Origin of the sequence: Collinsella sp. 4_8_47FAA, from assembly GCF_000763055.1 — a bacterium.
Taxonomy (GTDB): Bacteria; Actinomycetota; Coriobacteriia; order Coriobacteriales; family Coriobacteriaceae; genus Collinsella.
The window spans coordinates 214,180-229,254 of the sequence record NZ_KN214136.1; the positions used below are offsets into that span (position 1 = coordinate 214,180).

Here is a 15,075-nt window from a genome sequence, read left to right on the forward strand (position 1 = left end):
TCGCTGCAAGTTCCGCACGCAAAGAAGAGCACTAAATGTGCTCTTCGTCTTGCGCAGGACTGTCCGCAGCAGCGAGTAAAGGTAAGAGCGCCCCGCCCCAACCGAGATAACAAAGGAGCTGATATGTGCGATTGCACAGATCATAAGGACGAGATCCCTGCCTACGACGCGCAGGCCATTGAGTCCAAGTGGATGAAGGCCTGGGAGGACTCCAACCTCTTTGCCGTCGACACCGACGACAGCAAGCCCAAGAAGTACGTGCTCGAGATGTTCCCGTATCCGTCGGGCGACCTGCATATGGGCCACGCGCGCAACTATACCATCGGCGATGCCATGGCCCGTCAGGCCCGCATGCGCGGCTTTGACGTGCTGCATCCCATCGGCTTTGACGCCTTTGGCCTGCCCGCCGAGAACGCCGCCATCAAGCACAACACGCAGGCTGCCGCCTGGACGTATAAGAACATGGACCAGGCGCTCGCCACGATGAAGCGCATGGGTTTCTCCTACGATCTGGATCGCATCGTCAAGACCTGCAGTCCCGACTACTACCGCTGGGGCCAGTGGATCTTTGAGAAGCTGTGGGAAAAGGGCCTGGTCTACCGCAAGAAGAACCCGGTCAACTGGTGCCCCACCTGCAAGACCGTTCTGGCCAACGAGCAGGTGACCGAGGGCAAGTGCTGGCGTTGCGGCACCGAGCCCGAGAAGCGCGACCTTGAGCAGTGGTACTTCAAGATTACCGAGTACTCCCAGGAACTGCTCGACGACCTGGAGAAGCTCCCCGGCTGGCCCGAGCGCGTCAAGCAGATGCAGGCCAACTGGATCGGTCGCTCCGAGGGCGCCGAGATCGACTTTACCCTGTGCGACCAGGATGGCGAGCCCATCGAGGGCGACGAGGGCAAGATCACCGTCTTCACCACGCGTGCCGATACCCTTTTTGGCGTCTCCTTCTTTGTCCTGGCTCCCGAGTACGCCGGCCTGCACGAGCTCGTCGAGGGCACGGAGTACGAGGAGGCCGTCACTAAGATCGTCGAGGACTCCAAGCATATCTCTGCCGTCGAGCGTGCCCAGGGTACCCTTGAGAAACATGGCGCCTTTACGGGCCGCTATGTGGTTAATCCCGTCAACGGCGAGAAGGTCCCCGTGTGGGTTGCCGATTATGTCGTTGCCGACTACGGCACCGGTGCCGTCATGGCCGTTCCCTGTGGCGACCAGCGTGACTTTGAGTTTGCCCGTAAGTATGATCTGCCCATCGTGCCGATCATCCTGGACGATGACGATCGCGCTGCCGTCGAGGCCGGCGGCGAGACCATCGATACCTTCCATGCCGAGACCGTCGACTGGGATTGCGCTCACGCTGCCGAGGGCACGCTCGTCCAGTCCGGCAAGTACACTGGCATGCGCGGCGGTAAGCACTCCGAGGGTGAGGCTGCCATCGTGGCCGACCTCGAGGCCATGGGCTGCGGCCGTCGCAAGGTCGAGTTCCGCTTGCGCGACTGGCTCATCAGCCGCCAGCGCTATTGGGGCAACCCCATCCCGGCCATTCACTGCGAGCACTGCGGCATCGTGCCCGTGCCCGAGGATCAGCTGCCGGTGACGCTGCCCGAGAACCTGGACCTGGGCGCCGGCGAAACCCTCGCCGAGTGCAAGGAGTTCTACGAGACCACCTGCCCGGTCTGCGGTCGCCCGGCCAAGCGCGAGACCGATACCATGGACACCTTTACCTGCTCCAGCTGGTACTACCTGCGCTATACCGACCCGCACAACACCGAGCTGCCCTTCTCCCGCGAGGCCGCCGACCGTTGGATGCCCGTCGATAACTACATCGGCGGTATCGAGCATGCCATTCTGCACCTGCTCTACAGTCGCTTCTTTACCAAGGCCCTGCGCGACCTGGGCCTGCTGAGCGTGGACGAGCCCTTCACCAACCTGCTGTGCCAGGGCATGGTCAAGGACGAGAACGGTGACACCATGTCCAAGTCCAAGGGCAATGTCGTGCCCCCGAGTTCGGTCATCGAGCCCTACGGTGCCGACACCATGCGTTTGGCGATCCTGTTTATCGCCCCGCCCGAGAAGGACTTCGACTGGGATCCCAAGGCCGTTGAGGGCGCCAACCGCTTTATCAAGCGCGCCTGGCGTATCGTGTGGCAGCTCGTCCAGTCCGGCGACGCCAACGTGGCCTTCGACAAGTCCGCGCTCGACGAGGTTGCGATGAAGCTCTATCGCGAGCGTCACCGCACCATCGCCAAGTGCACCGAGGACTTCGATCGCGGCCAGTTTAACACCGCGATCTCGGCCGTCATGGAGCTCGTCAACGCGGCGAGCGCCTACCTCAATGCCACCGAGGGTACCGCCCGCGACAAGGCGCTGTGCTACGGCGTGGCTAAGGATATCGTGAGCGTCCTGGCGCCCATCTGTCCGTTTTGGGCCGACGAGCTGTGGCACGAGGCCCTCGGCTGCGAGGGCAATGCCTACACCGCCGCCTGGCCCGAGTTCGACCTGGCCGAGTCCGTTGAGGACACGGTGCAGATCGTGGTCCAGGTGCTCGGCAAGGTCCGCGGCCGCGTCGACGTTGCCCGCGATGCCTCCAATGAGGATATGCAGGCTGCCGCCGAGGCCGCCGTCGCCAAGTGGCTCGAGGGCAAGACGGTCGTCAAGGCCATCTGCGTGCCCGGCAAGCTGGTCAACTTGGTGGTCAAGTAAGCGCTGCGCGCTTAGCTGACGTGCTATAGGCGAGGGGCGATCCGGCTAGGTCGTCCCTCGTTTTTCATGTACCTGTCCTGGTGCCTGCTGTCAATTGTTCTATTCTTGTGGAGAACCTGTGCTCCCGCTGACCTGCAGATTCGTACTATGCTTGCACGTTTCCGCAGCTATTGGTATAGTTTGCTTGCAAATGAAGTTGTAATTGAAAGAAGTGGGGTTTCGGCCCCGCTTCTTTTTTGTATGGATGGAGGTGCCGCAATGGTCAAGACCAAGACCGAGCAGGCGATCATCGACGCGCTCGAGGCCGTCGCTCCCCAGCACGATGTCGACATCGTCGACGTCGAGCTCGTGGGTGCCACCAAGGCCCCCTGCGTGCGTGTGCGTATCGAGGGTGCCGAGGGTCAGAGCCTGTCGCTCAACGACGTCACGGCCAACACCAAGTGGGTCGGCGATGTGATTGAGGAGCTCGATCCCATCTCTTCGAGCTATACGCTCGAGGTGTCGAGCCCGGGCATGGCGCGCCCGCTACGCCGCCCGTGCGACTTTGCCCGCTTTGTGGGCGAGAACTGCGAGCTCACCTCCACCGCCACCGAGGGCCGTCGCAAGTACGTCGGCAAGATTGCCACCGCCACCGAGACGAACGTGACCCTCGAGCTCGAGGGCGGCGAGTCCGTTACCCTCGATTTCTCTGATGTTAAAAAGTGCAAGTTGAAGCCCACCTACGACTTCAAGCCCGCGAAGGAAGGAAAGTAAGATGGCAGCATCCGACATGATGTCCGCCCTGATGGAGCTTTGCCAGGAGAAGCACATCGACCAGCTCTACCTGATCGACCGCCTGGAGCAGTCGCTTGCCAAGAGCTATGCCGAGATCCTGCATCTTGAGTGGGGCGCCAAGGTGACCATCGACCGCACCACCGGCAAGATCTACGTCTACCGCCTGGAGCCGATCGACGATTCCATGGACGAGGAGGGCAACTTCACCGAGTTCGAGGAGATCGACGTCACCCCCAAGAACACGAGCCGCATCGCTGCCCAGCACGCCAAGGCCGAGATCAACGCCATCGTGCGCAATTCTGCCCGCGAGCAGATCTACGAGGAGTTCTCCGGCCGCATCGGTGACCTCATCAGCGGTACCGTGCTGCAGTCCACTCCCGACTTCACGATCGTCAAGATTCGCGAGGGCGTCGAGGCCGAGCTGCCGCACTTCGATCAGCGCCGTTACGAGAACGAGCGCAACGAGCGTCCGATGGGCGAGCGCTACCTGCACAACCAGCACATCAAGGCCGTGATCATCGACGTTCGCGACCCCAACTCCAACCTGCAGCCGGTTCGCGGCGAGCACAGCCGTCCGCCGATTGTCATCTCCCGTACCCACCCCGAGCTCATGCGTCGTCTGTTTGAGCAGGAGGTGCCCGAGATCTATGAGGGCACCGTCCAGATCAAGTCGATCGCCCGCGAGCCCGGCCAGCGTTCCAAGGTCGCCGTCCACTCGCTCGACGACCGTCTGGATCCCGTGGGCGCCTGCGTCGGCCCCAAGGGCAGCCGTGTTCGCGCTGTCGTGGGCGAGCTCCGTGGCGAGCGCGTCGACGTCATCCTGTGGGATGCCGATCCTGCCGTCTACGTCGCCAACGCCCTGTCGCCCGCTAAGGTCACCCGCGTCCTCATCGACGAGGAGAAGGCCTACGCCGGCGTCATCGTGCCCGACGACCAGCTGTCCCTCGCCATCGGTAAGGAGGGCCAGAACGCCCGCCTCGCCGCGCGCCTGACCGGCTGGCACATCGACATCAAGTCTGAGACGCTTGCCGCCGACATCCTCAAGAACGTTCCCGTTCACGAGGAGCCCGCCGCCGACCTGATCGGTGACGAGGAGGACGAGGACGTCCGCCGCTGCGAGTACGTGTCCGAGGACGGCATTCAGTGCCGTAACCAGGCTCGTCCCGGCTCCCGTTTCTGCGGTGTCCATGACACCGACGCCTTCGATGATGCGGAGGACCTGATCTAGCGCGCTGTCGCGCCGGGCGGGTCCCGGCGCGTCTCCCACGCTCGTTCAGTCTCTAGGCACCCAAGGTGCCAGAAAGGGTAGGTGAAGTCATATGGCAAAAGTCCGTGTGTCCACCCTGGCCAAAGAGTTCGGCATGACCTCCAAGGAACTGATGGGTCATCTCGCCGATATGAAGATTCCCGCTAAGTCCGCTTCCTCCACCTTGGAGGACGCCTATGTCGCCATGGTCCGCAAGCAGCTTGCCTCGGTGATCGAGGCCCGCGCTCAGGAAGTCGAGGCCGCCAAGCAGGCCGAGGAGCAGGCAGCTGCCGCCGAGGAGGCCGCTCGCGCCGCCGAGGCCGAGCGCGAGCGCATCGCCGCCGAGAAGGCCCGCGAGGAGGAGCGTCGCCAGTTTGCCGCAGCCCAGGCTGCCGAGGAGGCTGCCCGCGCCGAGGCCGAGGCCAAGAAGAAAGCCGAGCAGGAGCGCCTCGCCCGCGAGAAGGAGGAGGCTGCCCGCGAGGCCCAGCGCCGTGCCGTTCCCGCTTCCGACTCCGGTTCGCGCTTCCGTTCGCTGCTCGACCAGATCGCCGCACAGGAGACCGTGCTCAAGGAGAAGAAGGACGCCGAGGACAAGGCCAAGGCCGAGCGCGCCGCCGAGCGCGGCAACCGTCGTGGCGGTAACAACGACCGCCGCGGTGGCCGTCGTAACGATCGCAACGCTTCCGACAACAACTCCGAGCGCAACGCCTCCGAGAGCCGTCCGCACAGTCATCGCACCAACGCCAGCAACAACGTCGCTGCTGGCATGGACTTCCCCAACCCCGATAAACAGGGCAAGGGCAAGAAGCGCAAGGGCGGTCACAACAACGAAGAGGACCACTACAGCCGCATGGCTCGCGAGGCCGAGGAGTACAGCCGCGAGAAGGTGCTCGAGGAGGCTCGTGCTGCCGTCGAGGAGGCCTCTCGCGAGTCCACCGGTCGCCGCAAGAAGCGCAAGGAGAAGCGCGAGCGCGAGGCTGCCAAGGCGCAGGAGGAGCGCAAGATAGAGGAGGCGCTGGCCCAGGGCGTGAACCCCGAGGACCTCGACGCCATCAAGGTCTCCCAGGGCGTTACCGTCCAGGAGCTTGCCGAGGCGCTCGACGTTCCGGCCAACGACATCATCAAGCGCCTGTTCCTGCTTGGTACGCCGCTCACCATGACGCAGTCCATGTCCGACGACCTCGTCGAGCTCGTCGCCGACGACCTGGGTCGTCAGATCAAGATCATCACCCCCGAGGAGGAGAACACCTTCTCGTTCTATGACGATCCCGCCGACCTTAAGCCGCGCGCCCCGGTCGTCACCGTCATGGGCCACGTCGACCACGGCAAGACGTCGCTGCTCGACGCCATCCGTCACACCGGCGTTGCTGCCGGCGAGGCGGGCGGCATTACGCAGGCCATCGGCGCTTCGCAGGTCATGATCAACGACCGCAAGATCACCTTCATCGATACCCCGGGCCACGCCACCTTTACGGCTATGCGTGCCCGTGGCGCCAAGGTGACCGACATCGTCATTCTGATCGTGGCTGCCGACGACGGCGTCATGCCCCAGACCGTCGAGTCGATCAACCACGCCAAGGCCGCCGGCGTACCCATCGTCGTCGCCGTCAACAAGATCGATAAGCCGGGCGCCAACCCCGACCGTGTGCGTCAGGAGCTCACCGAGTACGGAGTCATCCCCGAGGAGTGGGGCGGACAGAACATGTTCGTCAACATCTCGGCTAAGCAGAAGATCGGTATCGACGAACTTCTGGAGACCGTGCTGCTCCAGGCCGACGTGCTCGAGCTCAAGGCCAACCCGGACACCTTTGCCTCCGGCAACGTCCTCGAGGCCAAGCTCGACAAGGGCCGCGGCTCGGTCGCTACCGTGCTCGTGACCCGCGGTACCCTGCACGTGGGCGATACGCTGGTCGCCGGCCTTACCTACGGCCGCGTCCGCGCCATGCTCGACCCCAAGGGCCGCGCCGTCACCGAGGCCGGTCCCTCCGACGCCGTCGAGATTTTGGGCCTGCAGTCCGTGCCCAACGCCGGCGACGAGTTCCGCGTGTTCGAGGACGAGCGCGAGGCACGCGCCCTGGCCGACGAGCGTTCGCTCAAGGCCCGTATCGAGGAGCAGAGCCGCGTGAAGCACGTCACGCTCGAGAACCTCTTCGAGACCATCGCCGACGCCGAGGTCAAGGAGCTCAACCTGATCATCAAGGCCGACGTCCAGGGTTCCATCGAGGCTCTTCAGGACTCGCTCGACAAGATGGATCAGTCCGAGGTCCGCATCAACACGATCCACTCCGCTGTCGGCGCCATCAACGAGACCGACGTCGTCCTGGCCGACGCCTCCAACGCCATCATCATCGGCTTCGGCGTCCGTCCCGACGGTAAGGCTCGCTCCGCCGCCGAGCGCGAGGGCGTCGAGATCCGTTGCTACGACGTCATCTACAAGTGCCTCGAGGAGCTCGACGCCGCCCGTATCGGCATGCTCAAGCCCACCGAGGTCGAGGTCGCCACGGGTACCGCGACCGTCCTGGACACCTTCAAGGTGCCCAAAGTCGGTATCGCCGCCGGTGTCCGCGTCGAGGAGGGCGAGATCGCCGCGACCGATTCCGTGCGTCTGGTGCGCGACGGCATCGTGGTCTTCAACGGCAAGATCGCCTCGATGCGCCACTACAAGGACGAGGCCAAGAGCCTCAAGAGCGGTTCCGAGGGCGGTATTGGCCTGGAGAACTTCCAGGACATCAAGCCCGGTGACCAGATCGAGGGTTACCGTATCGACCAGGTTGCCCGTACCGAGTAGGGGGTAGCGCTATGAAGCAAACGCAGGCAACCCGCCGACTGGGCGAGCAGCTTCGCGAGAAGCTCGGTTATATCCTGCTCTTTGAGGTTTCCGATCCGCGTCTCGACCTGGTTACTTTGACCGCGGTCGAAGTCGCGGTGGACCGTTCGTTCGCGCGCGTGTACGTGTCGTGCGATGCGAGCCGCTACGACGAGGTCATGGAGGCGCTCGCTAGCGCTAAGGGCCGTATTCGCAGCCTGTTGGCTCGCTCGCTCGATTGGCGTGTCACGCCCGAGCTCGATTTTCGCATCGATCGCTCGACCGATGAGGCCGAGCGCATCACGCGTGCGCTGGAAAACGTTCCCGCCACGCTTGCGATCGAAAAGGACGAGGACGGCTATCCGATAGCGGATGCCGCCCAGGAGGCAGCTTTAGATGACTAATTCCGCCGACCTCGCCTCGTGCGAGTCTGCAGATATTCAGCGACGCATCCTCGAGCTCATCGAGGGTGCGTCCTCCATTGCGATTTCGGGACATACTTCTCCCGATGGCGACGCCTTGGGCTCCGTATTGGGTCTGGGCCTTTCGCTCATGAAGTTTTTCCCCAACAAGGACATTGCGCTGCTGCTGGCAGACGATGACCCGGTTCCGCGTATCTACCGCTTTATGGAAGGCTCCGATCGCCTGGTGCCGGCATCTGCGTACACCGGCAATCCGGACCTGTTCATCTCGGTGGACGTGCCGGTTGTCGAGCGCCTCAATAATTCCGCCGAGGTGCTCCGTCGCTCCAAGCATGTGGTGTGCTTCGATCACCATCCGGCGCGCGAGGAGTTTGCCGAGCTCAGCCTGAGGCGCGTTGAAGCTGCAGCCTGCGCTATGATCATCGACCGCTTCTTGGACAATTGTGGCATTGTCGCCCGTGATGGCGTCGCGACTTGCCTGCTGTGTGGCTTGGTTACCGATACCGGTCGTTTCCAGTACCAGAACGCCGATGCTGCTGCGTTCCATGCGGCCTCGCGACTGGTTGCCCACGGTGCCGATCCGGCACGTGTGGCACTCGAGGTATATCAGAGCATGCGCGTTGAGTTTTTGCACCTCAAGTCCATCGTTATGGGTCGCATCAAGACGGTCGCGCATGGGCGCGTGGCGTATAGCTATGCCTACCAGAGCGACCTTGAGGCCTGCGGCGTCACCTCGGACGAGTGCGACGGCCTGGTCGATGTGGTGCGTTCGGTGATGGGCGTCGAGGTCTGCATGTTCTTAAAGGGCATTGAGGGCGATACCAAGGTGCGTGGCAACCTGCGCTCCAAGGGCGACCTCGATGTGTCCGAGATTGCTGCTGCCTTTGGCGGTGGCGGGCATCATGCCGCCGCCGGCTTTTCCAACAACGGAACAATTCGCGAGACGCTCGCCGTGGCACTTCCCATGCTGGCCGAGCTGGTGGGGGAGGATCCCGCTTCGGTGACCGTCGAGCTTTAACTTTTTGGATGGTACATGGCTCGTCGTACGCCTTCTCAACTGAATATGCTGCTCGCCGTCGATAAGCCGGTGGGCTGCACGTCCCACGATGTGGTCTCGCAATGCCGACGCGCCCTCCATGAGCGGCGCGTCGGCCATGCCGGCACGCTCGACCCCATGGCATCCGGCGTCATGGTGGTGGGCGTGGGCCAGGCTACTCGTCTGCTGGGCATGCTAACCCTCGATACCAAAAGCTATGTCGCCGACATCTCGTTTGGCGCCGAGACCAATACCGATGATGCGGAGGGCGAGGCGGTCCGCACGGTGGCTGTTGCCAACGAGCTCCGCGATCCTGCCTATGCTCGTGAGCGCTTGGCCGCCATGCTGGGCCCGCAGATGCAGGTGCCGCCGGCGTTTTCTGCTATCTCGGTCAATGGCGTTCGCGCCTACAAGTCTGCTCGCGAGGGCAATGCGGTGGACCTACCTCCGCGCCCCGTCGAGGTCTATGCCGCCGACCTGATCGCCGTGGGCGGCGAAGGTGATACGTGTGTGTGGACCGTGGCGTTCTCGGTGAGCAAGGGCACCTATATCCGTGCGCTCGCTCGCGACCTGGGCCGTGCTTGCGATAGCGCCGCGCATATTTCCGCGCTTCGTCGCACCGCATCCGGTGTTGTTTCCATTGGCGCTTGTCATGCGGTCGAGGAGCTTTCTCCCGAGTCCGCGGCTAGCTTTGCCCTGGATCCCATTGCAGCCCTGGGCGCCACGCGTGTTGACTTGCCGGGTAATCTTGCCGACGACCTGCTCTGCGGCCGTCGCATTCCCGTTGAGCGTGCGCTTGCCGATTTCGATGCCTCGAAGGCACCGTTTGCGTTGGTGCTCGATGGGGGACTCAAGGCGCTCGCCCGCATTGAGAGTGGCCGCTTTGTTATGGAGCACGTGTTTCCGCAGGCAATCGGCGGTGTTCGATGATGTTGTCCGCTCACGAGCTCGCGCGTGTCTTTTTCGCGGGCGAGTCGGACGAGGCTCGCATCGTTGCTGCCGATACGTTTGATGAGTGTGAGCACTTGGGTGCCGCATCGATTGCCATCGGCGTGTTCGACGGCGTTCACCTTGGACACCAGGAGCTCATTGCGGCGCTTGTCCGTGATGCCCGTGCCCATGGCTGCAAGGCGGTCGTGGTCACCTTCGATCCCGACCCGGACGTCGTGGTGAGCCCTTCGCCCGCTCAAAAATTGATGACGACGGACGACCGTCTGCATGCCTTGGCTCAGACCGGGGTCGATGCGGTGGTGGCCGTTCCCTTTACGCCTGAGGTTGCGGCACTCGACCATGTTGGTTTTCTCTCGCTGGTGTCGCGTCTGGTCGACATTCGTTCGATTCGCGTTGGCAGCGACTTTAGGCTGGGTCGCGGCGGTGCATCTGGTGTTGCCGAGATGTGCGCCTGGGGTTCCGAGCACGGCGTTGACGTGTATGGTCACGACCTGCTTTGCGAGGGCGGTGAGGCCATTTGCGCCACCCGCATTCGTCATGAGTTGGGACAGGGCCATGTGGAGCTGGCTGCTGAGTTGCTCGGCCGTCCGTATATGGTGCGTGGCGGTGTTATTCGCGGCCGTCACGAGGGTTCTGGCATGGGCTTTCCCACGGCAAACTTGCAGGTTCCCGACGGCATTCAGGTGCCAGCCGATGGCGTGTATGAGGGTCTGGTGCTGGTCGATGACACCGCGTGGCCCGCTGCCGTGAACGTCGGCCTGCCGCCAACGTATGCTGACGATGCGGCATCTGCGCATCTCGAGGCTAATTTAATTGGTTATACGGGCGACCTGTACGGCGCTTCCGTTTCGCTGGCGTTTACGCGCTGGCTGCGTCCCTCGCGTGTGTTCGATTCGCTGGATGAGTTGATCGCGACCGTCGAGGGTAATATCGAAGATATTCGTCACAACTTGGGCGATCAGGGGGTGAGCATCCGTGATTAGCGATGCGGAAAAGGACCAGGTACGCGCTGCGTCTGACCTGGTTGCCATCGTGCAGGAAACGGTCGAGCTCAAGCCCCGCGGCCATGAGTTTTGGGGATGCTGCCCCTTCCATGGCGAAAAGACGCCGTCCTTCCACATTATCCCCGCCACGCAGGTGTGGCATTGCTTTGGCTGCGGTGAGGGTGGCGATGTCTTCACCTATATCATGAAGCGCGAGAACCTGAGCTTTCCCGAGTCAATCCGTTACTTGGCCGATCGCGCGGGTATTGAGCTGCATGACACTGGAGATCGCCGCGAGCGCGGTACCAAGCGTGCCCGAATCTACGATCTGTGCGCCGAGACCGCCCAGTTCTACCACACCATGCTCATGCGCGGTAAGGACGGCCGTCCGCGCGAGTACTTTGCCAGCCGCGGCATGGGTGGCGACGTCTGCCGCCGCTACTGCCTGGGCTTTGCACCGGGCCGTAACGCACTGGTGTCGCACCTGTCCCAGGCGGGTTTTACCCCGCAGGAGATGATCGACGCCAACGTTGCCGTGAGCCGCGGGCGCGGGCAGCTTGCCGACCGCTTCTACGACCGCGTGATGTTCCCCATCTTTGACGAGCAGGGTCACAACATTGCCTTTGGCGGTCGCATCATGGGCGACGGCCAGCCTAAGTACCTCAACACCGCCGAGACGAGCGTGTTCCATAAAAAGCGAAACCTCTACGGATTTAATTGGGCCAAGGAGTTTATCGTCGCGCAGGATACTGCCATCGTGGTGGAGGGCTATACCGACTGCATCGCCTGTTGGGAAGCGGGGATTAAAAACGTTGTCGCCACGCTGGGCACCGCGCTCACGGAGCATCACGTCAAGACGCTCACCCGTTTTGCCAAGCGCATCGTGTATATGTTTGACGGCGATGCCGCCGGTCAAAAGGCCGCCCGTCGCGCGATTCAGTTTATCGAGCAGGATTCCATGGACCTGCGCTGCGTGGTGCTCCCCGACGGCAACGACCCCATGGAGTTCATCACCGCACATGGTGGTGAGGCATTGCAGGCGCGCATCGATGCCTCCGAGCCCCTCATGGACTTTGTTTACCGTTCGCTGCAGGAGTCGAGCGATATTACCACGCCGGGCGGTCGCGCAAAGGCGCTGGAAGATGCGCTGACGCTTATCTATCCGCTGCGCGACAGCTATATGATCGACACGTACTTTATCCAGATTGCCGATCTGCTGGGTTTGGATCTGGAGACCGTGCGTGCGAGCTCGGGCCGTGTGTTTCGCGATGTCGCCAAGCGCGAAGATGCGGAACGCCGCCGTGAGCAGAACTATGAGCGCCAGCGGGCGCAGGCCGAGCGCTCCGGTAGCGCGGGCGGTCGGGCGTCGGGTTCTCGCGATGCCGGTCGCGGCGCTTGGGCATCGGGCGCGACGCCGCCGGTGTCCGCGCCGGTCGAAGAAGAGCCGTACGACTACGTCCCGCTCGATGCCTACGGTGCTGCGCCCGTGGAGGTCGTCGACGACCTGCCGCCGATTGACGTACTTGATGGTATGGGCGCTGCTCCTGTGGCTGATGGTTCGGGCGCACCGGCTGCGGCAGCGCCGGTGGTTTTGACCGATCTTGAGCGTAAGTCCTTGGCAGGGGAGCGCGAGCTGTTGACGATGCTTACGAGCTACCCCGACCTGTTCCGCACGTATGCCGACCGCATCTGCTCCATCGAGTGGGTTGACCCACGTCACGAGTCCATCGCATGGGCCGTTCTGGCAACGCCGCCGGGAACCGATCCTGCAGCCTGCATGGATGCGGCGCGCTCGGTGTGTCCCGATGCGGCAACGCTTGTGAGTGCCGGGCGCATCTCGGCGACGAGCAAACACCCTACCGAGACGAACATCGTGTTTATGCTCGATACGCTCGAGCTCTACACCATCAAGCGCCGCATGCGTGCCGCACAGGCCAAGCTGCGCCAGGATCGTTCGCTCGATGATGAGGCCCGTCGCGCGCTGACCGTGCAGGCCGCGCAGGATTCGCAGCGTCAACGCGAGTTGCAAAAGTCGATCGGCGGCGTGGCGGACCCGTTCCGTTTGATCGGCCTGGAGGCCGCGGGCACCGAACAAGCCTAGATGTTGTGGTCAACCAGCGTATTCTCGCCTATATCCAGTCTTCTTTTTGGGTATAGACGTCAATGTGTGTGCTAAAGTATTCAGTCCTGTGGACTATGAAGGGAGAATCTGTGCCAAAAAAGACTGAGAGCACGGGTACTGGGCTGGAATCCTACGTTGCAAAGCTCATGGGCAACGGCTCAAACAGGACTTCGGTAACCGAGGACGAGATTCAGGTCGCCCTGAAGGATATCGATGTTTCTGACGAGCAGCTCACCGCGGTGTATTCCGCGCTGCGCAACAGCGGCATCCAGATTATCTCCGCGAGCGGTAACGACGACGCCCCCATGGACGTCGACGATGACGATAACGATACCGATACCGACGATTTCGATGACGACGACGAGCACGATTCCGGCTCGCTCGACGATCACGAGCTTAAGATGGCCCGCCAGGCCGATGCCGAGATGGGCTCTTCTAAGAGCAAGAAGAAGCGCACCGTGCGCACGTCTCGTTCGCGCTCGCGCGTGCGCGGAATCGATGCTTCCACGGTGATGCTGACCGGCGACCCGGTTCGTATGTACCTCAAGGAGATCGGTAAGGTCGACCTGCTGACCGCATCTGAAGAGGTCGACCTGGCCATGAAGATCGAGGCCGGTCTTGAGGCCACCGAGAAGCTCGAGGCTGCCGATGCAGGCGAGATCGAGCTCACCCGCGCCGAGATGCGTCGTCTTACGCGTATCGAGAACGTTGGTCTTGAGGCCAAGCAGGCGCTCATCAGCGCAAACCTGCGTCTGGTCGTCTCCATCGCCAAGCGCTATGTCGGCCGTGGCATGCTGTTCCTGGATCTGATCCAGGAGGGCAACCTCGGTCTGATCCGCGCCGTCGAGAAGTTCGACTACCAGAAGGGCTTCAAGTTCTCCACGTACGCCACGTGGTGGATCCGTCAGGCCATTACGCGCGCTATTGCCGACCAGGCCCGCACCATCCGTATTCCCGTGCACATGGTCGAGACCATCAACAAGCTCGTCCGCGTGCAGCGCCAGCTCCTCCAGGACCTGGGTCGTGACCCGACCCCCGAGGAGATCGGTGCCGAGATGGATATGAGCGCCGACCGCGTCCGCGAGATCCAGAAGATTTCGCAGGAGCCCGTGTCGCTCGAGACCCCGATCGGCGAGGAAGAGGATTCCCAGCTGGGCGACTTCATCGAGGACTCCCAGGCCATCGTTCCGCCCGATGCCGCCAGTTTCTCCATGCTGCAGGAGCAGCTCACCCAGGTGCTCGATTCGCTTGCCGATCGCGAGCGCAAGGTTATCGAGCTGCGCTTTGGCCTTGTCGACGGACATCCCCGCACGCTCGAGGAAGTCGGTCGCGAGTTTGGCGTCACGCGCGAGCGTATCCGCCAGATCGAGTCCAAGACCCTGGCCAAGCTCCGCCACCCGAGCCGTTCCAGCAAGCTGAAGGACTACATCGAAAGCTAGTCAAGCAAGAAGCGCCCTCAAGCACATCTGCCTGGGGGCGCTTTCATGTAGTCGTTGGGGACGTTCTTGAATGACTAGTCGTTTAAGAACGTCCCCAATGACTGGGTGGTTGATTTCCGATCTCAGCCGAACACATTGAGCAAATAGGCCATTCCCGCAGTTAGCCGAACGCCCCCGCGGCCCCTCCTGGGGTCCGGGGGCGCCGTTTTCCCAGTTGATGGAACGGTGGAGATGTGTTTCGATAGGTCCGGTGGCCATGCTCCGCCCGCCGCCCGGCACCTCTTCCCAGACTCAGCCGGACGGTCGGTCCGTCTATTCCGTTTTTCCTTCTAGGCTAGGCCAGCGGGGCATCGCCCCTCTCGGCGCGCGCCCTCTCGATGAGCCCCGGCGTCAGGTCGAGGTCGCCGAGCGGCACGTCCCACACACCGTAGGCGTCCAGCAGCGCCGCCGCGTCCTCCCCGAGCATCGCCCTGAAGGCGCGCGCGGGCGTCGCGAAGCCGAGCGCGCCGCGGGGCTCGGAGTTCACGTGCGACATGGCCAGGCGCCAGGTCGGCCGGGGCGAGCCGGTCGAACCTGACTTCCGGCGCCCTTGGGCA

The 15,075-nt window shown here is 63.0% G+C and carries 10 protein-coding genes and 1 pseudogene; 10 read left to right on the forward strand and 1 reads right to left on the reverse strand.

Going from position 1 to position 15,075, the window contains the following annotated elements; translation table 11 throughout:
* Positions 1–123 precede the first annotated feature (123 nt).
* From leuS to rpoD, 10 genes are all read left to right on the forward strand, one after another.
* On the forward strand, positions 124–2,700 hold the full coding sequence (leuS, locus tag HMPREF9463_RS07300) for a leucine--tRNA ligase (protein ID WP_035138104.1): 2,577 nt from the start codon (positions 124–126) through the stop codon (positions 2,698–2,700).
* Between the two features lie 258 nt (positions 2,701–2,958).
* Positions 2,959–3,453: a ribosome maturation factor RimP gene (gene rimP / locus HMPREF9463_RS07305; protein WP_035138107.1), complete on the forward strand. Its 495-nt coding sequence runs from the start codon at positions 2,959–2,961 to the stop codon at positions 3,451–3,453.
* Between the two features lies 1 nt (position 3,454).
* On the forward strand, positions 3,455–4,702 hold the full coding sequence (nusA, locus tag HMPREF9463_RS07310) for a transcription termination factor NusA (protein WP_006234042.1): 1,248 nt from the start codon (positions 3,455–3,457) through the stop codon (positions 4,700–4,702).
* A gap of 91 nt (positions 4,703–4,793) precedes the next feature.
* Positions 4,794–7,508, forward strand: a complete 2,715-nt coding sequence (gene infB / locus HMPREF9463_RS07315) for a translation initiation factor IF-2 (RefSeq protein WP_035138110.1) — start codon at positions 4,794–4,796, stop codon at positions 7,506–7,508.
* 11 nt (positions 7,509–7,519) lie between these two features.
* The gene (gene rbfA, locus HMPREF9463_RS07320) at positions 7,520–7,930 is read left to right on the forward strand and encodes a 30S ribosome-binding factor RbfA (protein ID WP_006234038.1); all 411 of its coding nucleotides are present in this window, start codon (positions 7,520–7,522) and stop codon (positions 7,928–7,930) included.
* Complete coding sequence (locus HMPREF9463_RS07325) at positions 7,923–8,966, forward strand: DHH family phosphoesterase (RefSeq protein ID WP_035138111.1); 1,044 nt, start codon at positions 7,923–7,925, stop codon at positions 8,964–8,966. Before rbfA ends, HMPREF9463_RS07325 begins: the two co-directional genes overlap by 8 nt.
* A gap of 15 nt (positions 8,967–8,981) precedes the next feature.
* Complete coding sequence (gene truB, locus HMPREF9463_RS07330) at positions 8,982–9,914, forward strand: tRNA pseudouridine(55) synthase TruB (protein ID WP_035138115.1); 933 nt, start codon at positions 8,982–8,984, stop codon at positions 9,912–9,914.
* Positions 9,911–10,918 carry a riboflavin biosynthesis protein RibF gene (gene ribF / locus HMPREF9463_RS07335; protein ID WP_052044152.1) on the forward strand — a complete coding sequence of 336 codons (1,008 nt, stop codon included), beginning with the start codon at positions 9,911–9,913 and terminating at the stop codon, positions 10,916–10,918. The genes truB and ribF overlap by 4 nt, the downstream gene beginning before the upstream one ends.
* The gene (gene dnaG / locus HMPREF9463_RS07340; protein WP_035138117.1) at positions 10,911–13,019 is read left to right on the forward strand and encodes a DNA primase; all 2,109 of its coding nucleotides are present in this window, start codon (positions 10,911–10,913) and stop codon (positions 13,017–13,019) included. The genes ribF and dnaG overlap by 8 nt, the downstream gene beginning before the upstream one ends.
* 110 nt (positions 13,020–13,129) lie before the next feature.
* Complete coding sequence (gene rpoD / locus HMPREF9463_RS07345) at positions 13,130–14,479, forward strand: RNA polymerase sigma factor RpoD (RefSeq protein ID WP_035138120.1); 1,350 nt, start codon at positions 13,130–13,132, stop codon at positions 14,477–14,479.
* A gap of 334 nt (positions 14,480–14,813) precedes the next feature.
* Here rpoD and HMPREF9463_RS07350 read toward each other — a convergent pair.
* A pseudogene (locus HMPREF9463_RS07350) lies at positions 14,814–15,075 on the reverse strand (hypothetical protein); the annotation flags it as partial.

Coding starts and splice junctions, on each gene's coding strand:
- rimP (WP_035138107.1), top strand. CDS start 2,959: ATGGTCAAGACCAAGACCGAGCAGGCGATCATCGACGCGCTCGAGGCC.
- infB (WP_035138110.1), top strand. CDS start 4,794: ATGGCAAAAGTCCGTGTGTCCACCCTGGCCAAAGAGTTCGGCATGACC.
- nusA (WP_006234042.1), top strand. CDS start 3,455: ATGGCAGCATCCGACATGATGTCCGCCCTGATGGAGCTTTGCCAGGAG.
- rbfA (WP_006234038.1), top strand. CDS start 7,520: ATGAAGCAAACGCAGGCAACCCGCCGACTGGGCGAGCAGCTTCGCGAG.
- truB (WP_035138115.1), top strand. CDS start 8,982: ATGGCTCGTCGTACGCCTTCTCAACTGAATATGCTGCTCGCCGTCGAT.
- HMPREF9463_RS07325 (WP_035138111.1), top strand. CDS start 7,923: ATGACTAATTCCGCCGACCTCGCCTCGTGCGAGTCTGCAGATATTCAG.
- leuS (WP_035138104.1), top strand. CDS start 124: ATGTGCGATTGCACAGATCATAAGGACGAGATCCCTGCCTACGACGCG.
- ribF (WP_052044152.1), top strand. CDS start 9,911: ATGATGTTGTCCGCTCACGAGCTCGCGCGTGTCTTTTTCGCGGGCGAG.